The organism is Bifidobacterium olomucense (assembly GCF_012932375.1).
In the GTDB taxonomy this organism is placed as follows: Bacteria; Actinomycetota; Actinomycetes; order Actinomycetales; family Bifidobacteriaceae; genus Bifidobacterium; species Bifidobacterium olomucense.
Map to the genome: position 1 here is coordinate 239,024 of NZ_JAAIIG010000004.1, position 22,533 is coordinate 261,556.

General features: G+C 58.9%; 13 protein-coding genes, 1 pseudogene and 1 riboswitch. Of the genes and pseudogenes, 6 read left to right on the top strand and 8 right to left on the bottom strand.

Annotated elements, in window-relative coordinates; translation table 11 throughout:
• Positions 1 to 217: 217 nt before the first annotated feature.
• On the bottom strand, positions 218 to 985 hold the full coding sequence (gene ppgK, locus G1C97_RS06445; RefSeq protein ID WP_100496071.1) for a polyphosphate--glucose phosphotransferase: 768 nt from the start codon (positions 983 to 985) through the stop codon (positions 218 to 220).
• A 244-nt stretch (positions 986 to 1,229) separates the two neighbouring features.
• On the opposite strand from ppgK, the gene G1C97_RS06450 reads away from it, so the two are divergent.
• Positions 1,230 to 2,015, top strand: a complete 786-nt coding sequence (locus G1C97_RS06450) for a nitroreductase family protein (RefSeq protein ID WP_169241054.1) — start codon at positions 1,230 to 1,232, stop codon at positions 2,013 to 2,015.
• Positions 2,016 to 2,318: 303 nt separating this feature from the next.
• Here G1C97_RS06450 and G1C97_RS06455 read toward each other — a convergent pair whose 3' ends face one another.
• The 6 genes and pseudogenes from G1C97_RS06455 to G1C97_RS06480 form a co-directional block, all read right to left on the bottom strand.
• Entirely contained in the window at positions 2,319 to 3,332 is a 1,014-nt protein-coding gene (locus G1C97_RS06455) for a glycosyltransferase family 2 protein (RefSeq protein WP_169241055.1), read from the bottom strand.
• Positions 3,333 to 3,383: 51 nt separating this feature from the next.
• Positions 3,384 to 3,878, bottom strand: a complete 495-nt coding sequence (locus G1C97_RS06460; protein WP_169241056.1) for a hypothetical protein — start codon at positions 3,876 to 3,878, stop codon at positions 3,384 to 3,386.
• A complete protein-coding gene (locus G1C97_RS06465) occupies positions 3,875 to 4,150 on the bottom strand; it encodes a hypothetical protein (RefSeq protein WP_169241057.1) in 276 nt (91 codons plus the stop codon). The genes G1C97_RS06460 and G1C97_RS06465 overlap by 4 nt, the downstream gene beginning before the upstream one ends.
• A gap of 162 nt (positions 4,151 to 4,312) precedes the next feature.
• Positions 4,313 to 5,143, bottom strand: a pseudogene (locus tag G1C97_RS06470) (class C sortase); the annotation flags it as partial.
• Positions 5,144 to 5,221: 78 nt separating this feature from the next.
• On the bottom strand, positions 5,222 to 7,000 hold the full coding sequence (locus tag G1C97_RS06475) for an isopeptide-forming domain-containing fimbrial protein (RefSeq protein ID WP_169241059.1): 1,779 nt from the start codon (positions 6,998 to 7,000) through the stop codon (positions 5,222 to 5,224).
• A 106-nt stretch (positions 7,001 to 7,106) separates the two neighbouring features.
• On the bottom strand, positions 7,107 to 15,383 hold the full coding sequence (locus tag G1C97_RS06480) for a cell surface protein (RefSeq protein WP_335341343.1): 8,277 nt from the start codon (positions 15,381 to 15,383) through the stop codon (positions 7,107 to 7,109).
• Positions 15,384 to 16,033: 650 nt separating this feature from the next.
• A riboswitch (FMN riboswitch) is annotated at positions 16,034 to 16,186 on the top strand.
• A gap of 6 nt (positions 16,187 to 16,192) precedes the next feature.
• Between G1C97_RS06480 and G1C97_RS06485 the strand changes: the two genes are divergently transcribed.
• The 5 genes from G1C97_RS06485 (at position 16,193) to G1C97_RS06505 (ending at position 21,399) form a co-directional block, all read left to right on the top strand.
• The gene (locus G1C97_RS06485) at positions 16,193 to 16,840 is read left to right on the top strand and encodes an ECF transporter S component (RefSeq protein ID WP_169241060.1); all 648 of its coding nucleotides are present in this window, start codon (positions 16,193 to 16,195) and stop codon (positions 16,838 to 16,840) included.
• A gap of 251 nt (positions 16,841 to 17,091) precedes the next feature.
• Complete coding sequence (locus tag G1C97_RS06490) at positions 17,092 to 19,386, top strand: energy-coupling factor transporter ATPase (protein ID WP_169241061.1); 2,295 nt, start codon at positions 17,092 to 17,094, stop codon at positions 19,384 to 19,386.
• A gap of 75 nt (positions 19,387 to 19,461) precedes the next feature.
• The gene (locus G1C97_RS06495; protein WP_100496079.1) at positions 19,462 to 19,767 is read left to right on the top strand and encodes a YhbY family RNA-binding protein; all 306 of its coding nucleotides are present in this window, start codon (positions 19,462 to 19,464) and stop codon (positions 19,765 to 19,767) included.
• A gap of 155 nt (positions 19,768 to 19,922) precedes the next feature.
• Positions 19,923 to 20,609, top strand: coding sequence for a TM2 domain-containing protein (locus tag G1C97_RS06500; protein ID WP_169241062.1), 687 nt, complete (start codon positions 19,923 to 19,925; stop codon positions 20,607 to 20,609).
• A gap of 406 nt (positions 20,610 to 21,015) precedes the next feature.
• Entirely contained in the window at positions 21,016 to 21,399 is a 384-nt protein-coding gene (locus G1C97_RS06505; protein WP_169241063.1) for a glycerophosphodiester phosphodiesterase, read from the top strand.
• 127 nt (positions 21,400 to 21,526) lie between these two features.
• On the opposite strand, the gene G1C97_RS06510 is transcribed toward G1C97_RS06505, so the two are convergent.
• Positions 21,527 to 22,513: a D-2-hydroxyacid dehydrogenase gene (locus G1C97_RS06510; protein WP_169241064.1), complete on the bottom strand. Its 987-nt coding sequence runs from the start codon at positions 22,511 to 22,513 to the stop codon at positions 21,527 to 21,529.
• Positions 22,514 to 22,533 lie beyond the last annotated feature (20 nt).

The following is a 22,533-nucleotide window of genomic DNA, read 5'->3' on the forward strand; positions in this document are numbered from 1 at the left end:
TTCGTCCATACGGATATTCATATCCATATGCATATCGAGCTAGGGCAACAACGCCAGCTTCCCGGCAATACTCCCTATGAGCGGCATCGGCATCCATCAACGACATGCGCAGCACAAGCAAGAGGCTCCCCTTGACGTCAAAGGGAGCCTCGATAAGCAATGTGCTCAGTACACTTAGCACAGCTGTGTCAGCGGAGCCTCAATATTATTGCCGCGATCACTGCTGCTTGGTGCTGGCGTAGTAGGCGGCACCGACGATGCCAGCCTGATTACGCAGCGTTGCCGGCACGATCGGCGTCTTGATGTCCACGTACGGCAGGAACTTCTCGCTCATACGGCTCACGCCGCCGCCGACCGTGAACAGATCCGGGTTGAAGTACTTCTCCATCAGACCGTAGTACTTGGTCAGGCGCTTGGCCCATTTCTTGTAACCCAGCTCCTTCTGCTCGCGGATGGCGGAAGAAGCGTACTTTTCGGCATCCAGATGCTTCTCGTCGAGAATGATGTGGCCGAGCTCGGTGTTCGGAATCAGCACGCCGTCATAGATCAGCGCGGTACCGATGCCGGTGCCTAGTGTAGTGGCGATGACCAGACCCTTCTGCCCCTTGGCGGCACCGTACTGCACTTCGGCAAGGCCTGCGGCATCGGCGTCATTGACCACCACGACAGGACGGCCGCATGCTTCGGAGAATACTTCGGTAACGTCCACGCCAATCCAGGACTGGTCAAGGTTGGCCATGAAGTCAAGCTTCTGACCGGGCTTGATCGGAGCCGGGAAAGCGATGCCCACCGGCGCGGATTCCGGCACTTCGAAGTGGTCGAGCTGCTGCTTGACCACAGCTGCCACGGCCTGCGGGGTGGACACCTCCGGAGTCAGAATCTTCAAGCGAGGTGCGGCGAAATCGCCCTTGACCAGGTCGACCGGTGCGGCCTTAATGCCGGAGCCGCCGATATCCACGCCAAAAGCCTGAGCAGTTTCAATCATCGTTGACCTTTCCTTTCCCAACTTATTGAAGGATTAACTGGTGACCCCTAGTGTAACGCCGTGCAGCAGGTGACACCAAAGTACGAGCCCACATGTTGCAACCGTGTGCAAACAGCCGTAAGCGGCCCCTATGCAAAAAGCCATATGAACATGGCCGGGACGTGCGACAATTGCGACAGAACGCGCGAGGTGCGAATCGCGCGGCATACCGGCTAAATTGCTTCGTTGCGCGATAATAAGAGCCATGACAGAACATACACAACTCATTGATGCAATCAACATCCGTACCGCCATACGCGCCTACGACAACGAGCCAATCGACGACGATACGGCCCGTCAGCTGGAGATGACACTCCAGCCGTTGAATCTGATCGCCGATCTCAATATCCAGTTGGTGCGAGATCAGCCGAAGGTGTTCGCCGAGGCCAACGCCTCCGGTCATCTGACGAATGCGGCGAATTATCTGGCCATCGTCGGCCCGAAAAACGATGACGAGGCCAAGGAGCGTGCCGGCTTCTATGCTGAACGTGCGGTATTGGCCGCCACGCTGCGCGGCTTGGGCACGCTATGGGTGGCCGGTTCCTGGGATCGCGCCGAAGCCGCCCGCCACTGCCGCGTGACCGGCGCTCAGGAGCTGTATCTTGGCGTGGTCGTCGGACACCCGAAGAACCATCTGGAGTATCAGGCCAAATCGTACGAGGAGCTTGTCGAAGCGCAGCGTACGCATCGGGCCACCAAGACGTTCGAACAGTTCACCGCCGGCATGCAGCAGGATGAGCGCGATGCCGTTCCGGCCTGGTTCAAGTCAGGCGTCGAGGCTGCGATGAAGGCACCGAGCGCCATGAATCGCCAGCCGGTGCTCTTCACGTACAACGCGGCGGATGACACCGCAGCCGCGCATATCGACCCCGCCGCAGGCGATGAGCACTGGGCGCTTAACGATCTGGGCATCGCCAAACTGCATTTCCAGATCGGTGCCGGTCAAGGCCAGTGGGCCTGGGGTGACGGCGGCCTGTTCATCCACAAGTAACGGTTACCACTCAGCAACATTTTTCGCGAATATGTACCACTGACCAACACTGAGTGGTACATATTCGCGAAAGGTGGATATCACCTTTGAGAGATAGGCGAAGCGATAGGTGTCCCTTTGGGATAGGTGTCCCTCTTTGGGATAGGTGTTCGTTTGGGAAGCGATAGATATTCCCTTTGAATATGTATCGCTTCCTTCGCGAATATGTACCACTGACCGTTGCTGAGTGGTACATATTCGCGAGAGGAGGGGGTGGGCGACGTTTGGGGATTCCGCTACTTGGGATGCCGCCGCCCGGGGACGTTATTGGAGCGGCGGCATGGGCTTCCAGCTGGGATCATGCATCAGCTTGCGCGAATCCCACCAGCCCTTGACGATTTTGACCACGCCGGTGCGCACATGCTCGCGGTCCACCATCACCAGTCGAATCAGCTCCTTGGCGGCCGTCAGCGCGGTGCCGAGCGCGAACAACGCGGGGCGGAAATCGCCGTATGTCATGAAGTAACGGGCCATGTAGCCGCGGTTACGCATGATGTGGTAACGGTTCATATCCGACGTGGAGTTGAGCTGACGTACACCGGCGATGTCCCAGTTGCCGATCTCGCGGGTGCGGCGCAGAATCACGTCCGGCACCACGATCGGGTTGGTGACCTTGCTGGCGCGGTAGCCGTAGATCGTGTCATCCCAGTAGATGAAGAAGCGCGGATCGGGCAGACCGATCTCCTTGACCACGCGACGGCTGAACAGACCGCCCTCGAAGCACAGGGTATCCATCACACGGTATCCGGCAGGACCGAACGCAGCCGGGGCGATCGGGTTCGGAATGCCCAGCGGCACGATGAAGTCGTACTGCCAGTAGAACGGACCGCCGTCATAGTCGAATCGGGAGCCTTGAATCACCTCATGGCGCGGCGTCCACTTGGCGAGCTTGCCGATGGCGTCCGGCAACACGGCCACATCGTCGTCCATCACCCAGAACCATTGGGCGCCAAGCTCGTAGGCCTTGGCCACGCCTGCGGAGAAACCGCCGGCACCGCCCAGATTCTCGGTCTGCGGCGCGTATACCACACGGCGCTCGTTACCGGACTGGTCGGCCACGGTAGTGCCCCACTGGGCGGTCACCTTGCCGGCGAATCCGGCGACCATCTCAGCGGTCTCGGCAGAGTTCTCGTTGTCCACGATGACGATGCGCCATGGAGCCTGTTCCAGCGCCAGAATCGAATCGAACAACACTTCCAGCAACTGCTGGCGTTTGAATGTGGTGACGATCAGGGCAAGCTTCTCAATGCTGTGCTGTACGGCGTGCTTTTCACTCATGGGTTCCATTCTAGGCACAGCCTATGCACAGCTGCGCCATGATTCGTGAAGTCAGTTCGAACGGCGACGTTTCAGGTCGAAGATGATCACCGCCGCCACCGTCGTACCGATGCCGAACAGGGCCAATGCGCTGATGGCGGCACCGGTGTTGGCCGGAACGGTCGGCTTTCTTGGCTGGGTGGGAGTGCTCGGCTTGTTGGGTTCGGGATTCGGGTTGGGCGTCGGTGGTGTGACGGTGCCGTTGTCGCTGAACTTCGGTTCCGCGGTAACCGCGAACGTTGGCGTGCCATCGCCGGTTTCCGGCACGGAAATCAGGAACGGGTCGCATCCGTATCGTTGATTCGATTCGGCGGCATTGGCGCGGGAGATCAGATACAGTCCCGCGTCCAGATTGAAGAATGTGGTGCGTCCGGTGGCGTCGGTGACGCCGGTCGCACTGTACAGCTGGTGTTCGGTGGCGTAGGTACCGATGCGCTTGGCTGCAGCGTTCAGCTCGGACGAGGTAAGCGTACCCCAGTCTTCATCAAACCGTTCGAAAGCACTCAACGTGTGGAAAGAGCGGACGGCCCGTCGCTGTCCAGCTCAGCGGAGGCGATACGAACGATGGCATAGGTGTCGCCGGCAAGTGCGGTCTGGTCTGCGGTATCGCGATTCCATTGCGCATCGATGGTGATGCTGCCGACGGCTGCGGCTTGCGCGGTGTGGACCGGCGCGATAACCAAGGCGAACGCCATCGCACATATCGATGCGATAAGCGCAAAGAGCATGCCGTTGCGGCGCACTGCGATGCCTCGTTGCACATGATGTGTGTCTGCCATATCTGGCTTCTCCTTCCGCTTCTGACATTCGGTTCGTACAAAGAAATGTAATGGTAACGGCTTCGACCCCCCCTGCTGCGGGAAGCATTCATCATCGGTTGGGCACTGGTGGAATCGGCGGGTGACGTTCACTCACCGCGAGCTGTGCCGTGCGACGATATGCCGTTCGCTGCGCCACCGGTAAATGCGCCAACCGATGAGCAGCGCAATCAGGCCGAGGGACGGCAAAAGGTATTGCAGAGGAATGTCCACATGGAACGTGGGCTTGGATTCCTCGTCTTGTTCGGGGGTATAGGGGATGCGGTGGGCGCGCACGAGCAGTCGGTGCGTGTTGACCGCATAGGGGGTGCAGGTGATCAAGGTCACGAGGTCTTTGCCTTCTTCGATGGCCAATTCCTTGGTATCGGTAGGCAACACCGTGGTGATCTTATCGACCTGATAGGCGTATGTGTCTTTGAGAATCTTGATGTAGAAACGGTCGCCTTTCTTCATCAGATTCAGGTCGGTGAACAGTTTGGCGGTGGGCAATCCTCGGTGGCCGGAAAGTGCCGCGTGGGTCGTGGCACCGCCGACCGGCAGCGACGTGGGTTCCAAATGGCCGATGCCGGACTGCAGCACTTCTTCGGAAGTGCCGTGGTAGATCGGCATGGTTTCTTTGAGGCGAGGCACAGTGATGTAGCCCATCATGCCATCGCCGTTGAGGTTCAGCAGTTTGTTGTATTCACTGCTGGTGGCCTCGGTGTTCACGGCTGCGGTCAACGCATCCGTAGCACCCGCATTTTCGGCGGCAAGCCGTTCGTTGTAAGCATGCGCGGCATCCAGCATCTGCTGATACTGCTCATCGGTCAACGAGTCCACGGCGGCGTCATAATTGCCGACCACGCGTGAAGCGTTGCGCATGATGAGGAAGTTGCTGATCGTCGGGTAGAACAGCACGAGCAGTCCTACGGCGATAATCAGCAGCGGCACGATGCCGCGCAGCTTGTTCTTCATGAATCTCCTGTTATGTTACAGGGTGTGTGGATCTCGACTGTTCCGGCTCCCCTATCATAGGGAGCCGGAAAGCGGATCTCAGGCAGTGTGCTTGGAGGACTTACGGTTGGACTTGACGTACCAAGCCGTGCCCAGAGCCACAATCAGCACGCCGAACACGGTGAACAGGGCGGTGCCGATGCCACCGGTGGAAGGCAGGGTCGGGTGGTTACCCGTGTTCTGGTTCTGGACCGGGATGACCGGCGGCTCGCCCTTGATGGTGTGCTCCTTGTTTTCAGTGTCAGTGTAGACAATATTCCAAGAGGTCAGCTTGCCGGTGCCACCGTTGGTGGTACCGCCGTCGGCTGCGCCATTGTCGGTGTCATAGGTGGCGGAGATGACGACCTTGATCTTGCCAACCAGCTTGTTGTAACCGGCCGGAGCCTTGGTCTCCTCGAACCAGTAGGTACCGGCCTTCAGGCCTCCCACCTGGATGCGACCATACTTCGGGGTGACGAGTTCGTCGGTGCGGGTATCGGTATTGGTGTCGTTCTGCTTGTCATCGCCAGCGTACTGGGCGACGGCCTTCTGAGTGCCGTCACCCGCCTCAGTGATGTCGAACTTCAGAGCCTTGGTCGCAGCCGCATCGGCGTACACCTTGAAGGTGGCGCCACCGAGACGCTCGGAGGACTCGTTGTAAAGCTTGCCGGTGTACTTGTCGATGGTGAAGCCGAAGGTGTGCGTGCGCACTTCGCTCGGGATGGAGGTACCGGTTCCGGTGTTGTGCGGGTCGTTGCTGTACTCGACCTTTGCCTCGTTGGTGTTGCCGTCCTTGCCGATAACAGCTTTGGTGTTCAGCTTGGCGGAGTACTCCACGGTGATGACCTTGCCGGCATCGTTCTGGTGCTTGCCGCGGAAGTCGATCATGTTGATGCCGATGGAGGTGCCGTCGATGGGGTTGCCGTCATCATCCGTATGAGAGACAGATACGTTGAAGTCGACGCCCTTCTTCAGAGTCTTGTAGTTCTGACCCTGATCAGGTTCCTTGCTGTCCAGAATCTTGACGACCGGTTCGAAGGTATCCTTGGTGGCCTCATTGTCGTCAGAACCGAGCAGCGTCAGACCCTTGGAGAGGGTATCAGAGAAGTTGAAGGTGTAGCCGAGGTTGTACAAGCCCATGTCCGGCACCTTGGAGGTCAGCTTGTAGTCGACCTTGTCGCCGATCTTGTTCTCAGTAGCGTGCTGGTTATTCACGGTCTTGTCAACGGTCGGGAACTCGTGCTTGAGCGAGATGGATACGTTGTGGTCGGTGTCGGTGAGGTTCACGAGCAGTGCCTGATACTTGCCGTCCTGTCCGAGCTGAGTATCAGCCGGGGCGATGATGTAGTAGCCGTTGGCAAGAGAATCGAAGGTGTAGGTCTGCTGATCGGTGGCATCAGTGCTGGTTTTGTCAGGGGTGACATTGTTGTTAGCTGCAGCCCACTTCTTTGCCAGGTTCGCGAAGTCGGCGCGCTGAGCCTCGGTCAGGGAGTTGATGTACTTGACCGCCTGCTGATCGACCGTCACCTTGGCACCAGTCGTATCGGTGTACTCCACATAGTTGGTGCCCGGAGTCGTGGTGGTGTCGTCACTGGTGAAGAACGGCTTCCAAGCATCGTTCAGCGTGTAGGTCACTTCGTCGTTGTCGGTGCCAGTCACCGCGGCGGTGAACATCTGGTACAACTTCAGTTCGCCGGCGAAGCTGGTGCTGGTGTTCACCGTGATGGTACCAGTGTCGGTACCCGCCGCACTGGCGGTGAGAGTTCCCAGTCCGGCAATGCCGAACATGGTCGCAACGGCGATAATCGCTGCTGCGAACTTCTTGATCAGTGCTTTCATCACTGTTCCTTTCTCCTTATGTTTTCGTATTTCTCGGCTATGAGTCGGAAAGTACGAGATAACTGGACATTGGCTGCCCGTCACCCGGAGGTGACGGAAATCTTGATCATTGCGAGACGTGGCGTCCTCGCCTGCGGGAAGTGCCGGAACCGGAACCGTCACGCACGTACCATGCAACGCCGAGTCCGATCAGAATGAACGCCATCATGGCGAACATCCGGGTGCCTTCGCCGCCGGTATCCGGCAACGGGAATGTGTTGGTCACCGTGGCGACGTATTCCTTGTTGTCGTTGGCGTTGCTGGCGCGCTTGGTGCCGTAGGTGACGGATGGCACATAATCGGCATCGGCAGGCGTCTTACGAATATCCTTGCCGTCGTCATCGTGGGTGATGATCGCGGTTTCGGACACGGTGTACGTGTAGTAGCGCACGATGTCGTTGCCGTTCGCATCCTTGTCCACCCTGGCGACCGGAAGTCCAGTGACCTTGGTGCGCCAAGTATCCGTCCAAGGCGAGGCACCGTCCTTCGCGGTGAGTCGCACCGTCCAAGGGTTCCGTTGCGGCTTTCCGGAATCGCATCCGCCGTCATAACAGGTGATCTCGTCAGGCGTCACGACATTGCCGTTCTCATCGGTATAGTGCGCGGTAATGGTCAGCTCCACAGCATCCGGACGCGTCTTGCTGCCGTAATCCCTCCACACCTTCTGCAAGGTGAGGTCCACGGTCTGGCAGCCGTCTTCGCCGCAGGGATCCTGACCATCGTCGGGCTCGGGGGTGAGGCCACCGTTGTTGTCGTCCACCGCCTTGTTGAGCATGAGCACGGCCTTGGCAGGGGAAACGTACGCTTCCATCGCCTTCGACGTGGACATGTCCTTGTCGCCGGTCTTCGGACTCCGCTTGATCGTCGCATCCTTGATGCCGATCCATGTGGTCTTGTTGTCGCCGGCCGCACCGCTGGATGCGGTGGCGGAATCATAGGCGTTGATGGTGTTGTAATACTCAACATCCCAACGGTCGAGACCGGTGTTCAGCGTGCCGTCACCGGTGTCGATGACTTTGTGCGCAACAAACAGCTCTCTGCCATCTGCGGCACTGGTCACAGCGTCGCCGGCCGCATCATCGTGGGTGCGGTAGATACGGTAGGTGTTGTACTTGCCGTCATCATCCGGGCCGATGATCTTGTTCTTGTTCTCGAACTTCCAGTTGGACTTGAGCGTGGTCACGGCGAACGGGTCCACCAATCCACTGGTGCCGCGGATCGTATCGGCATAGGTCATCGAGTCGCCCTGCAGTACACCTTCGGTGTTGAGACCTGCGAAGCCGCCCGCGTAACCGGTGGTGAGCGTCTCCTCGCCGTCGAGGTCCTGCGTCGCTCCCCCGCCGAATACGTCGTAGCCGGCAGTGATACCCTGCACCGAAGAGTTGGTCACCTTGGTGCGGTTGCCCTTGATAAGCGTGACCTTGAGGTTCGTACGCAGCTGATTCTCGTCAACACCGTTCTCAGTGCATGGCAGTTTGATGGTCGAGTCGCCGATGGTGATAATCGCCACGTCGGTCTGCTGCTGGTTTTCAGTGCTCTTCTTCGACAGGCCGACGCTGATCTTCAGTCCGAACAGGTTGACGTACAGCACGTTGCCTTCCGCCAGCACCTTGAGGTCGAACACATCTTTGATAGCGGGGAACCATGATCCCAGATCGATGACGCCGAGGTTCTGCAACTGGGATGCATAGAGCAGCTTCAGCAGCGCATTGACAACCTTCAGGATTACGTCAAGCAGCACCGAACTGACCTCAGTATCGACCAGGTACGCCATCGTCGTTTCACCGACGAAGCCGCCGGCGATCTCGCCGCTGGACACCTTCTTGAGGTCGGCGACAGTGGAACGGCTGACGCGCGCCAGATCGGCGTATCCGGCGAAGCCGCCGGCTACTTCGCGTCCGGTTGCCGCGTCGGTGCCGGCCGCATACTTCTCGCCCTGGTGGGATACGGCGACCGTGAAACCATTGGTGATGCCGGAAACCTTGGAATCGTCCACATGGGAGCCCCAGATATCGAGCACACCGGCGGTCGCACCGAGCAGTTTGCTGACCTGCGCATTATCGACGTCGAGCGTACCGGCCTTGCCGAGATGGCCGACGAAGCCGCCCGCGTAGTTGACGCCGTTCACGCTGTTAAGGTTCGTGACCGTGCCGAAATCGACGGTGCCGTTGATAAGTCCGCCGCCGAAGCCGCCGGCCGCACCGGTGTACCGCTTCGAGTCGAGGATGCCCTGCTTGCTGGCATCGTGGGCGCGGATTTGGATGCCGTCAGCCACACCGTTCACCTCCGCATGGTAGATGTACGGGCGGAACGCTTCGAGCGCGCTGATATTGCCGGCCTTGATCAGACCGAGCAACAGCTTGGCGCTCTGGTCGGAGCCGGCAGTGCCGTCAGTACCGGCCACGGACGCAACGGCGGTGGTGTCGGCCTGGCCGAAGAAGCCGCCAGCGTACTGGCCGCCTTCCACACCACGCAGACCGTCAACCTTGAGCGTATTGGTTGCTGATGTGCCACCGTTTTTGCTGCCGGCCACAACAGCCTTCATCGAACCGGCGAAACCACCGGCCGCTCGGGCGTACTTGGTCGTGCCGCCCACAGTGTATGCACCTTCGACGGTGAAGCCCCATGCGGCGGCAGACTGCTCGTCCTTGACCGAGGAGACGCTTGCGCCTCGTACGGTGGACACAGTGGCCTGCACCACCTGTGCCAGATCATTCGGCGTGGAGATCACCGCGTCAAGCAGCTTCTGCAGGATGCCTTCGGAGGCGTTCGTGTTCACTTCGGCCACACCTGCCGCCGTGATCAGGCCCGCGTAGCCGCCGACCGCGTTCGTGCCGGCAACGCGGCGCAGGTTGCTCACATTGCAGCCGGTAGCCGTATAGTCCTTGTGCGTGGAGCCGATGGTCCAACGGTCGTCGGACTTGTCGGCGTCCGAGAATGTGGCGTCACCCCAGATCTGCGCGCCAGAGGCATAGCCGACATAGCCGCCGGCGAAGCCGTTCGTATGCGTGATATCGGTGCCGGTCGCCTCGACGGTCATACCGCGGCGGTAACCGATCACGGACGAGCTCTTGACCACAGGCACGAATACGTTCAGAGCGCTCACGAGCTTGCTCAGGTTGACTTTGATAAGGCCCAGTACGTCGATTGTGCCGAATTTCGCGGCACCGCCGGATTCCATTGAGCCGGCGAAGCCACCAGCTGCGCGCATGGCCTTGACCTGCTTGGTGTCTTGCGCCAGACCGTTGGTCACGGTGCCGGAACGCATCAGACCGACGTATCCACCGGCCACACCGCCTTGGGAAGCGTTGGCGTTCTGGTCGTAATCGGTACGGCCGGCGACCACGTTCGTACCGTAAATATAGGTGTCGATAGCCTTGTTGAGGTCATCGCGCGAACCGATTTTAAGCAGTTCAGCGAATTCCTTGCCGTACCCACCTCGCGTACCAACGGCATCAGCCCATGCCTTCCAAGTGTCGTAATCGAGGTTGCGCAAGGGTCCGGTGACCTGCGTGTTCTCATCAGTCGGGTAGGCCACGCCGAGCGCACCGAGCAGGTTGCCGACTTCGATCAAGCCGAATAGCAGACTCAGGCTGCCGGTTTCGGCGGTGTCGGCCGCCTCCATGAATCCGGTATAACCGCCGGCGAATTCAGCACCGTACACGCTGCGGATGCGGGCAGCGGATGCAGTGCGCAGGGTGCCCGTGTAATGGTTGTTGCCATCGTTCTCGCTCTTCCAGGGCGCGTTGTTCATGCCCCAGATGTGGCCGCCTTCATCGTGGCCCACGTATCCGCCGGCCATGCCGCGCAGAGCGTTCTTGTCGGATGCCGCCTGAGCGCGGACAGCGCCGCCGCAGGGCACGGCGTCAGTGGATGAGTTACGGATCGTCGGCACGAAATCCTGCAGCAGGGAGGCGAACGTTCCACCAGCGCTGACGAGGCCTTTGAGAATGGTGAACGTCGAATCCTCGTTGCCGAGCACGTTGGCCACGTCGCCGGGCGCGATGCCGCCCGCATAGCCGCCGGCAGTGATCTGGCCGATGATATAGGCGAAGTTATGCGCGTTCGAATCCTGAATATGGCCGCCCATGATGCGGCCCGCGAAACCGCCGGCCTCACCGAGCGGGTTATCGGCACTGCCCGCAGTGGGAATGCCATTGCTCAGCTCGGTGTTCTTTTCGCTGGTGTCGCTGGCGATCACCGCATAGCCTGCGGCCGCGCCGGTCACGTCGGAGTGTTCGATGGTGGAGACGACGACGGAAAGCACGCTGGTCACATCGGTAAGCGTGATGCCCTTGCCGAGCAGCTGGATGCCCTTGCCCACGGATGCGGCGGAACCGATATCCATGAATCCGATGTAACCGCCGGCGTAGCGCTTGGCGGAAACCGCGTAGGCACTCTGCTTGGCATCGAAATAGGCGCTGCCGTCGGTGCCTTCGAGAGCTTTGGGCTCAGTGACCTTGGTATAGCGCAACTGAGTCACATCACTGTGCGAGACCTGCACGCCGGAACCGTAGCCGATGTAGCCGCCGGCCGAGCCGGACGTGGAATCCGTAGCATCGATGCGATCGGTGGAGACCACAAGACCAGGATTGTTCAAATCGCTCGGATCACCACCGCTGATCTTCTCGACGGTGGATGCGTCGGAATGTACGGAAGCGTAGGAGATAAGCGGCACATATCCCTGCACGACCTGCAGCAGGCTGGAAGCGTCAACCGTACCAAGCTTGCCAAGCAGACTGATGCCGCCGTTGCCCGCAGAGGCGAGCGCACCGGAGACGACCTTGCCGCCGAATCCGCCTGCATAGGCACCGCCGGTCACATGATCGATATTGACGACCGCCGCGTATCCAGCTGCGGTGACGGTTGTCTGCACAGTAGCCAACGTGGTGTCGTCAGCGAGTTCCTTGTCGGTGAACTGGTTCACTTTTCCGGACTGGAAATTGCCGGCAAAGCCGCCCGCGATATCGCCCTCGACATAGCCGCCGTTGACATAGGATACGGTCGCGTCCTTGTAGTTCGGAATCAGGTACGGCACCGCGCCAAGCAGGTCATCGACGGAAAGCAGGTTGCTGCCGACGAGTGCGTCCAACACGGGCGTCTTGCCGTCCTTGTCGCCCGCGTCGGCGTTGTCGACCGCATCCGCGAGACCGCCGGTGGTCGAGTATCCGACGAAACCACCGGCCACGCCGTCCGACTTGGTTTTGTCAGCGGTGACCGATTTGAGGCTCAGCACGTGACTTTCGCGGGTTTTGGTGGAGTTGGCCTGACCATAGAAGCCACCAGCCGCAAATCGGTTTTTGTCGCCGTCGGTCACACCGGTCGCCTTGACCGTAAAACCGCTCGCGACACCGGTGACATTCGACTTGTTCACCTCGACTGACGAGTATTGCGCTACAGACAGAAGCCCGGAGAGTTTGATCAGGTCGAGCACATTCAATCCGGTGGCACCGACCGCCGACCCCGGTCCAGAGAAGCCGATGAATCCGCCGACTTCGCCAGTGGCAGACAGGCTCGCCAGATTCGTAAGGTTCACGTTCGTCACGTCGCCGCCGGTGGCGCAGCCGATCGCACCGCCCGCGTAATAGTCGCCGGCGGAAACGGTCAGACCGTCGGCCGGACCGGTGACTTCGACGTTCTCGACAAGGAACGTGGCGAATTCGCCGAGCTTCTTCAATGTGTTGGTATCGCCGATCTGCAGCACACTGTTCAGCAGTCCGGCCACCATAACCGGCTGGAGGCTGCCGGCAATGCCGCCGGCATACGATTTCGCGGCGCTCACCTTGGCAAGTCCGGTAACTGTGGTCGTGCTGCTGGCCGGATATACACGGCGCGGATGCAACGTCGTGTCGTATTTCCAATACGACAGCTTGTTGAGGTTGGTCTCACTGGAATCTCCGATCGTGACGCCTGAGCCAAGACCAACGATGCCACCGGCATAATCACCCTTGGATTCGACGGCAATCGCACCGTTCATTGACAGACCCACAATGGCGGACGGCTTCACACCGGCAACGGACAGGAGTTCGCCGGCGCTCGCACCGCTGCCGTCACCCAACAGGTTGGTGACCGCCTTGACGAGCTGCTTGAGCAACGATCCATTCGTGGCGTCACCGCTGCCGAGCTCCAATCCCCAACCGACGGATGCGCAACCGGTGAATCCACCGGCATATGATGTAGTTGCGGTTACCGTCGTACTACCGGTCATCGTGTCGTTGACCGCATATGAGTTGGCCATCGCGCCGGAGAAGCCGCCCGCGTAGTTCGCCGCGGTCACGGTCACACCACCGGTGGCGGTGAGTGTGCTGTTTTCGATGAGGCTCTGCGGGCGCAATGCGGACATGAGATCGACACCGAGCGAATTGAGCAATCCACCGACGTTGCCGTTGCGGGATACGCCCGCGAAGCCGCCGGCATAATCCGAAGCGAGCACGGTGAACGCGTTTTGGCTGGTCACCGACGAGTTCTCAATGATTGCACCGATCTGCGCGCCGACGAAGCCGCCGGCCTGCGGCTTGTCAGCGCTGCCGAGCGTCGTGCCTTCCTTGAAGTTCGTGACGGTGCTGTTCGAGATGACCGGATTGTAGTAGCCGACCGGAACCAGCGCGTTCAAGCCAAGCGTGCCGTTGAGCAGCCATGTCACCAAATCGCCGAGGCCGAGGAACGGGATGACGTTGAGAACCTTCGCCAGCAACTTGGCGAGAGCATCCACAATATCGGAGACCACGTCGTACCGGGTTGCGCCTTCGACGTATCCGGCGAAGCCGCCGGTCATATTGCCCACGCTGGAGACCTTGACGTCTTCCACTGCACAATTCGTGACCTTCACATCACCGTAGATGCGGCCGGCAAAAGCACCGGTTGCCAAGTTCGAGGGATTGTCCTTATGCAGGGACAGCAGATCCTGAAGATCCAGATCGACATCGACTTTGCCGAACGTGATGAGTTTCAGCGCAGTCAACAGCCCGTCGAGCAACAATCCGACGGCCGTAGTCAATGAATTCAGCAATGTTGGCGGCACATACGCTTCAGAGGCGTTGTTCGTCACCGATACATCGCTGAGTTTGACGTTTGTCACCGTCACCGTACCAGAACTGGCCAGGCTGCCACCGGACAGATTCGTGTCTGATGTAAGCGACGAGAAGAAGCCAATGCCTTGCTGCTCATTGACGTTCATCTTCGGTCCGGCCTGCTCGACCGTCACGTGCGAGATCGTCGGGCGGGCGGCAGTATCGTTCACGCTCACGCCGTCGGTGCCGAGCGTGCTCCATAGGGTACCGGCGGCGGTGTCCTTGCTCATCGCGCCGATCATCGTGCCGAGGAATCGCAGCGGACTCCAGTTCGTGTTGGCCGCATCGGCGGCATTGGAGCTCAGATCGATGTCGCGGAAGATGATGTAGTTCTCGGTGTTGGTGTATTTGAGACCGGTGTTGGGACCATAGGTCTTGTCGGTCACGTCCAGTCGATTGCCGGATGCATCCTTGACGAAATATTTGGTGCGTTTGTCGCCGACGAGGATGCCGCCGCCGTCATGGTCGCTGAATGTGCCGTTGTGCAACGTCTGATTGGAGGCGAGATCCGCGTCGCCGTCGTACGCAATCGACTCTGCCTCGCTGTCGACCCATTCAAGTTTCGGCACAATTGACGTTCCCGTGTTGGTGAGCGTCTGCTGAACTTTATAGACAGTACCGCCTGTGACCGCCTTATCGGAGCCGATGGCGCGCAACTGCTGCTCGTTGCCGATGAGGATATAGGTCTTGCCGTTGATGGTTTTGGTGACCTGACCGGCGAAGTCACGACCACCTAACGTTGTGGCAGCAGCGTTCGTAGCATTATCCGCAGCGTTACCGTCTGCGGCATCGGCATCCGAGCTGTCCGTATCACCGGCTTGCTCACCATCGGCGTTGCCTGATGCGGCGTCACTGGACTGACTGTCGTCGTTTGCCGTATCCGTGTCAGTTCCGGCGTTTCCAGAGGCCTCGCCAGAATCCGCAGTGGAGTCGGACGAATCAGGAGTCTGATTGGCACCTGACGCGTCACCGGACTGATCGGAGTCAGTAGAACCGGCATTGCTATCTGCGCCATTGTCGTCATCAAGGATGGTTTTGGTGCTGAACGGGGTTTGGGAATCTGCAGAGAGCTGTTCGATCGTACGGGTCGTTGCCGCAGTGGCATCGGCATGCGTACCAGTAGTGCGTTTCAGCGCTTCGGCCGCAGACACAACAGCGTTATCAGTGACTACGGTTCCATTGGAGATTACGGTCACACCCGAAGACGAACCGGAGACCACGGCACCGGTGGAGGTCTGTGCATATGCAGTGGGAATTGCGCTTGTCAACATCATTGCAGAGGCCACGATGCTGGCGATGGCACGGACACTCTTCCAAGCATGCTTCGCCGGCTCCGTTTTCATGGAGCCCCGGGACCTACGAAAAACCGGCCCTACGCGCATTTTCTCCACCTCTCCTTACTGCGGAGTCAACGATTCGGGAAAGTGATTTATATGAATACCCCCTTACCACGACGAGTAATTAGACGAATAGGCATAAATTGCCCTTTATTACCACATGTTAATTAAACATGACATTCAGATACGTATAACGTGGGATTTGAGGTATTTCTTTATATTTTCAGCATTAACGCTGTTAATATGCACATGCTTGTTATCGCTCACAGCACAAACTTTGCACAAAATGAAACAATGCTCACACTGTAGACACGCCGAAGCGGTCGGGGGCACATGCCCCCCCCTGAAATCGAGGGGTGCTCCACGCTGTATCCCCATGCCACGTATACCCATATTCAGTCAGTCACGCCGCGACAACCAACAATCCGCCGGATGCCTCGTGGGGATGTGTTGATGAGATATCTCGTTGGGCACTTCACACATGGTCTACATACAGCATTGGCTCATGCGTTGCATAGGCCCTCTCGATTTACGCTCATTATGAAACATCGCTTGCTTCAGTCCTGCATATGGCGTATGAATAAGCCTGTCAGTTTCAGGGAAGGTGCAATTCCTTACTGGCGGTAACCGGCACCCCGGGATTCATAACGGGGCAAGCAGGAAGCCCGCGACCCGCGAAAGCGGCTGATCCGGTGAAAATCCGGAGCCAACGGTTACAGTCCGGATGGAAGAAACGAGGACTCAATATGAGTGTATCTTCGCGTATCCGCATGCAATTCGTTCGTTCCGTCGCACCTGCGGCCGAGGGGGCTACTTCCGGCGCTTCCAGCACTGCCAAACTCGGCTCTCACAATACAGGTGTGGCCGATTCCGGCCGTTGGTCCACCCGGCGCATCGCCATGTACGCGCTGTTCGTGGCGTTGGCAATGGTCACCAGCTTCATTGAGTTTCCGATCACGCCCGTGACTTGGCTCAAATACGATCCTTCCGGCATCGTATGCCTGATCGCCGGCTTCGCATATGGTCCGTCTGCCGCAGTCATCGTTTCCGTACTGGGCTTCGTGCCGCACATGTTCGCCGATCCGTGGGGTTCCTTGATGGCGGTGCTGGTGGCCCTGTGCCTTTCGGTTCCGGCTTCGCTGATCTACCGCAAGGTTCGTTCCCGCAAGGGCGCAGCCCTTGGCATTCTGGCCGGTGCCGTGTTGGCCATCGTGGCCGCGCTGCTCGGCAATCTGGTGGTCACCCCGATTTACGCGCATATGTCGTACGCCGCAGTCGCAGCAATGATTCTGCCGATTCTGCTGCCGTTCAATGTGGCCAAGATGGCGATTCACGCGGTAGTGACGTTCCTGATCTACAAGCCAATCTCCAACCTGCTCGCCAAGCAGCAGTGATCGTATGATCGCCGTCAGCGCGGCCGGCCGTCATACGATCGCGCCGACGGCGATAACTCCGAAAAGACACTATGTATGCGGCCGAACCAAACTGCCGCGTACATAGTGTCTTTTCATGACCCCAAACCGGCGTTATGCACGCGGCATGCTGGTCCGGCCGCATACATAACGCCGAAACGTACGATACTTACAGAACTTCGAATCCAGCGCGATCCCAACGCACGCCCCACACAACAGACAGTTAAGGTATTATGCCAGTCAATCGTTCCCACTCCCCCGCCATCGCCGCCGAGCTCAACCATATTCGATTCAGCTACGACCACGGTGCAAGCTGGGCGCTGGACGATGTTTCACTGACCATTCGCGCCGGCGAACGCGTATGCCTGGTGGGCCCGAACGGTTCCGGCAAGTCCACGCTGGCCCGGCTGATCGCCGGGCTCACCGCACCCGACGCCGGCGACATCATGCTGCTCGATCATCATGTTGTTGCCGACTCCACCCCGAACGCAGACGAATACCGTGCGGCACGACGCGTCATTGGCGTGGTGTTCCAAAATCCCGAAGACCAGCTGCTGACCACCGTACTTGAGGATGATGTGGCCTTCGGCCCGGAGAATCTGGGACTCGATCGTACCGTTATCGCGACACGCATTCGGCAGAGCCTCGACGCCGTGGATATGTCGAGCGTCCGCCGCTCCGACCCCACGCGCATGAGCGGTGGGCAACAGCAGCGTGCCGCCATTGCCGGCATGCTGGCCATGAACCCTGCCATGCTGGTGTTGGACGAACCCACTGCCATGCTCGATGAAACCGCTCGCGCCGAGGTGATGCGCGTGCTGGACGCTTTGCAGCAACGCGGTACCACCATCGTGCATGTGACGCATCATCCGAATGAGACGCGCCATGCCGATCGTGTGATTCACATGGAATCCGGGCACATCGCCGAAGATGCATCCGGTCAAGCCACCGCGCAGTGCCTGGAAACGGGTGTCCTCACACCGCCCCCCGCTGCGGACGATTCCTCTACCCCGCTGCCGGTTCTGTCGGACAGCAGCACACCACAGAACAACGCTCCCATTATTCGCGTCTCGCACCTGACCTATCGGTATGCGGACGGCGAGCGCCCGGTAATCGACGATCTGTCCTTCTCGATACAGCCGGGCGAAACCGTAGCGTTGATGGGCACTAACGGCTCCGGCAAATCCACGTTGGCCCGGCTGTTATGCGCGCTGGCCAGACCGGAATCCGGCACCATTGAGGTGGCCGGCATTCCCGTGGTGCGGTCGAAGCCCGCTCATCGCAAGCAGATTGCCCAGTTGCGTCGCCGTGTGGGATACGTGATGCAGCATCCCGAGCAGCAGTTGTTCGCGGAGACGGTGGCCGAGGATGTGGCGTACGGTCCACGCAATCAGGGATTGAGCGACGCCGATGTGCAGCAACGTGTGCGCGAAGCCCTCGCGTTGCTGCACATCGAGCATCTGGCTGATCGCTCACCGTTCGACCTGTCCGGAGGACAGCAGCGGCTTGCGGCCATCGCCGGCGTGGTGGCCTGCCGGCCGGACGTGCTGGTGATGGATGAGCCCACAGCAAGTCTCGATGTACAGGCAAAGGCTCGTATTCATGAGTTGCTTCATACGCTCAAAGAGCGCGGCGTCACGATGCTTATCATCACGCACGACCGTGCAGAGGCGGAATCACTGGCCGATCGCGTCGTACGCATGCCGTCGCCGTCCGAAGCGCAGTCATCACCATCCGTCCAACGCGATGCCGCACCGCAGTCCAAGACGGACCATCGTTCGCCGGTTCATCAGTTGGATCCTCGCGTGAAGATGGTTGGTTTTCTGGCTGCGATGTTTACGATGTTTGCGGTCAACACGCCCGCGCAACTCGCGACGGGTATCGCGTTCACGTTGGCGGTAATGATGGCCGGACGGCTCAATCCGATTCGTCTGCTTGCCGCAATCCATCCGATTCTGGCATTGATGGCGGTAATGAGCCTATGCAATCTGGTGGTGGTGCGCACCGGCACCCCGCTATTCACATGGGGACCACTAAGCGTGACCGACGACGGCGTGACCATTGCGGTGCTCTACACATGCAGATTCGCACTGGTCATCATTCTGGGTGCGATATTCCTGACCACCACCACGCCCACCGCCATCACTGACGCGTTCGAGGCGTTGCTGCATCCATTTGGCAGATTCAGCTTGCATACACAGGAAATCGCATTAGTGATGAGCTTGGCGCTACGTTTCATTCCTACGCTGACCGACGAGACCCGCTCCATCATCGATGCGCAGGCGGCCCGTGGCGGTTCCATTGAAACCGGCTCCCTGAGCCAGCGCATCAAGGCGATGAGTGCCATCATCGTGCCGGTATTCGCCGGAACATTGCGTCATGCCGACAATTTGTCGCTGGCGTTGGATGCACGCTGTTATGAGGAAGGCATCGTTCGTACTCATTGGCGGGTGTTCGCGCCTTCCGCGCGCGATGCGGTGTTCGCCGTGACGGTCATCGCCTATATCGTCGCGATCGTGGTGTTGTAATGCTTCATGGCTGCAGTGCAGGTTGACGCGCCCGACGGGTATGCTGTTGGGGTTATCGAAACGTAAGGAATTTCTATGGCATTGACCAAAAAGCAAACCAAGCAGCTGCGCGCGCTGGCCAACTCCCTGAAGCCCCTGTTTTATGTGGGCAAGAATGATCTGACGGAAGCGGCCATCAATCAGGCCGATGAGACCATCGAGAAGCACGAGCTCATTAAGTGCGCCGTGCAGGACGGTTCCGGTCTGACTGCCAAGGAGGCCGCCGAAGAGCTGGCCGCCCAGCTGGATGCCGAAGTGGTGCAGTCCATCGGCAATCGCTTCGTACTCTACCGTCGCTCCCAGCGCAAGGATGTGGAGCATATCAAACTCGTGCGTGAATAGGACGACGCGCGTAACACAGGCAGGTGTTTATGGCTTCCCCGACGGGAAGCCATTTTTTGTTTGGTCTGCCCGTGCTGTTCCTATCTTCAGCAAAACGTGAGATTATAGTGACCAGCAACGATTCGATACCGTTCGCCTAGAGAAGGGACCCAACGATGAGCGACAATCAACAACCGTACGTACCCGCCCCGGAAGGGCAGCCGCAGAACACGCAATCCAACGCCACACCGAATACGGCGTACACCGGACAGCCGCAGAACGGATACCCCGGATATGAGGGCTACGCGGCACCGCAACAAGCCGCCTATGGACAGCCGGCAGCAGGACAGCCGGCGTATGGCGAGCCAGTAAATGGCCAGAATGCTTACGGACAGCCGGCAGCCGGCGGCTATCAGCAGCCGCAGTACGGCGCTCAGCCAACCAATCCGTATGTGCAACCGCAGCAACCTCCATATGGCCCCGCAGGAGCATACGCCCAGCCACAATACGGCCAGCCACAGTACAATCAGCCACAATACGGCCCCCAGTATGGCCAGCCCGTCAACCCGTATACTCAGCCGTATTCAGCACCGCAATACCCTGCCGGATATGCCGCCAAATCCAAAATGGCCGCCGGATTGCTGGGCATCTTCCTTGGCTCGCTGGGCGTACACAACTTCTATCTGGGATACACCGGCAAAGCCGTCTGCCAGCTGCTGCTGACCTTGGTCGGCTGGATCATCATCGGCCTCGGCCCGATTGCAGCCGCCATCTGGGGCTTGGTGGAAGGCATTCTAATCCTGTCCAGCCAGTACGGATCGCCATGGCATAAGGATGCCAACGGTCAGGAGTTGACGGATTAATCGACCCGAACCGATAATTTCATCACGACACGCCGGTCATGGACTCAATATGACGTCCATGACCGTTTTTGTTGTCCACTTCACCATCAAATCGCACATTCTCATTGTTTGATTGTTTGTTCAAGTGAACACGCTTATACACAGCACAACGAATCCTCCCAACACCGTTACCGGGAGGTTAATACTTTATATTTTGGCTTTATTTCACCATTTTCAGTGTTAGGCTTAGGAACCAGCACAAGCCAATGTGCACAATATCTTTCACAAATTAGAAGATATTTGATGTGCGTTTAATTTTTGAAACGAACATCTTTGGATAGTACATCCGCGTGCAGTTCACCCTGAACTGCATCCATGAAAGGACATCACCACGGCGGAAGCAAAAGTTATCGTCGTCGATCCCAGCATGTTCGGCAAGACTCCGGAGGCGAAAACGGCCAAGGCCAACACGGTGGCCAAAAGTTTCGGCATCAGCGATCAAGCGCTGAACGAAGTCGAGTATTTCAAGAGCCAACTGACCAATCACAACGCCTGGGATCTGCCATTCATGGGGTATGTGAACGAGGATGGCTACGGATACGCCTACGTTCCAGACGCCGCCATCACCATGAATCCGTACTGGGATGCCCACAAGGCATTCCTGGCGTTGCCGGAGGATGTACAGACCGCCTTCGCCATCCGCATGCTGTTCACCCATCGTCCGGTGGACCGCTACGGCGCCGCCATGTTCCTGCATTACCAGCGTGACTTCAAGGTCAATTTCGAAGGTGTCGGTGCCAACAAGTGGTGACTCGGCAAAACACCGGCCTCCCTTTTTGCGAATATGTACCGATGAGTCGCGCTCATCGGTACATATTCGCAAAGGGGAGGAGGACATCAACGTCGACGCCGCTGATTTTGGCGGCTTTTTGCAGTTATTAGCGTCTCACCAGATTGATCAGCTCCTGTTGCCGGGCATAGCGGGATACGTTGTTGAGCGCAATACGGATGATCTGGTCCGACGTGGAGGCAAGATGATTGCCTCCGGCCACGTGAGGCGTAATCAAACACCGTGGTTCATTCCACAACGCACTGTTTTCCGGCAACGGTTCCGGTTCCGTGACATCGAGCGCTGCACCACGAATCGTCCCCTGATGCAGCGCCACAGCCAGAGCATCGTTATCAATGGCGTCTCCGCGACCAGCATTGATCACGATGGCAGTGGGCTTGAGCAGAGCCAAACGTTCGGCATCCAGCAAATGATGCGTCTGTGGCGAACGCGGTACGGCGAGCGCCACCACGTCCGCCAACGGCAACAGTGCGTTCAAGCGTTCAAATCCATACATCTTCTCGATGCCACGAGCCGGCACATCTACATGGCGACGTACTCCGAATGTACGCATTCCTACGCCTTGTGCCAGCTGACCAAAGTGGGAGCCGATGTCTCCTACACCAATGATCAACGCTATGCCACCTTCCGGGCTGAGCGCTGGCCCCACGTCGGACCAGTCTCTTCTATTTTGATTGGCAGCATACTGATTCAGGTTTTTCATCAATGCCCACATCGTGGCGAACATGTGCTCGGACACCGACTTGCCATAGGCGCCGCTGGCGTTGGTGACCATCGTGCCTCGTGGCAGCACGCCCGGACGAATATAGGCATCCACTCCGGCGCTGAACGTCTGCAACCATTCAAGACGCGTGTACTGCGGTGCTTCAGAAACCGGGAAATTGCCGATGACGGCAGTGGCCGCACCTCGAAGCTCCTCGGGAACCGAAGCATGCCAAACCATGTCCGTGCGATGGCTCTCATCGCCGACGAAACGCTGCGGCACATCGCGCGCGGCCTTGACGAAGGACTGTCGTTCCGCTTCGTTCAGCGGCAGGCAGTTGACGATCAGTTTGTGCGAGTTTTCAATTCCCATGTGTCACCAACCTAGGCCGC

What these genes read in the sequence shown, in the direction of transcription:
- ppgK (WP_100496071.1), bottom strand. Translation starts at nt 985, where the DNA reads ATGATTGAAACTGCTCAGGCTTTTGGCGTGGATATCGGCGGCTCCGGC.
- G1C97_RS06450 (WP_169241054.1), top strand. Translation starts at nt 1,230, where the DNA reads ATGACAGAACATACACAACTCATTGATGCAATCAACATCCGTACCGCC.
- G1C97_RS06455 (WP_169241055.1), bottom strand. Translation starts at nt 3,332, where the DNA reads ATGAGTGAAAAGCACGCCGTACAGCACAGCATTGAGAAGCTTGCCCTG.
- G1C97_RS06465 (WP_169241057.1), bottom strand. Translation starts at nt 4,150, where the DNA reads ATGGCAGACACACATCATGTGCAACGAGGCATCGCAGTGCGCCGCAAC.
- G1C97_RS06475 (WP_169241059.1), bottom strand. Translation starts at nt 7,000, where the DNA reads ATGAAAGCACTGATCAAGAAGTTCGCAGCAGCGATTATCGCCGTTGCG.
- G1C97_RS06480 (WP_335341343.1), bottom strand. Translation starts at nt 15,383, where the DNA reads ATGATGTTGACAAGCGCAATTCCCACTGCATATGCACAGACCTCCACC.
- G1C97_RS06485 (WP_169241060.1), top strand. Translation starts at nt 16,193, where the DNA reads ATGAGTGTATCTTCGCGTATCCGCATGCAATTCGTTCGTTCCGTCGCA.
- G1C97_RS06490 (WP_169241061.1), top strand. Translation starts at nt 17,092, where the DNA reads ATGCCAGTCAATCGTTCCCACTCCCCCGCCATCGCCGCCGAGCTCAAC.
- G1C97_RS06495 (WP_100496079.1), top strand. Translation starts at nt 19,462, where the DNA reads ATGGCATTGACCAAAAAGCAAACCAAGCAGCTGCGCGCGCTGGCCAAC.
- G1C97_RS06500 (WP_169241062.1), top strand. Translation starts at nt 19,923, where the DNA reads ATGAGCGACAATCAACAACCGTACGTACCCGCCCCGGAAGGGCAGCCG.
- G1C97_RS06505 (WP_169241063.1), top strand. Translation starts at nt 21,016, where the DNA reads ATGTTCGGCAAGACTCCGGAGGCGAAAACGGCCAAGGCCAACACGGTG.
- G1C97_RS06510 (WP_169241064.1), bottom strand. Translation starts at nt 22,513, where the DNA reads ATGGGAATTGAAAACTCGCACAAACTGATCGTCAACTGCCTGCCGCTG.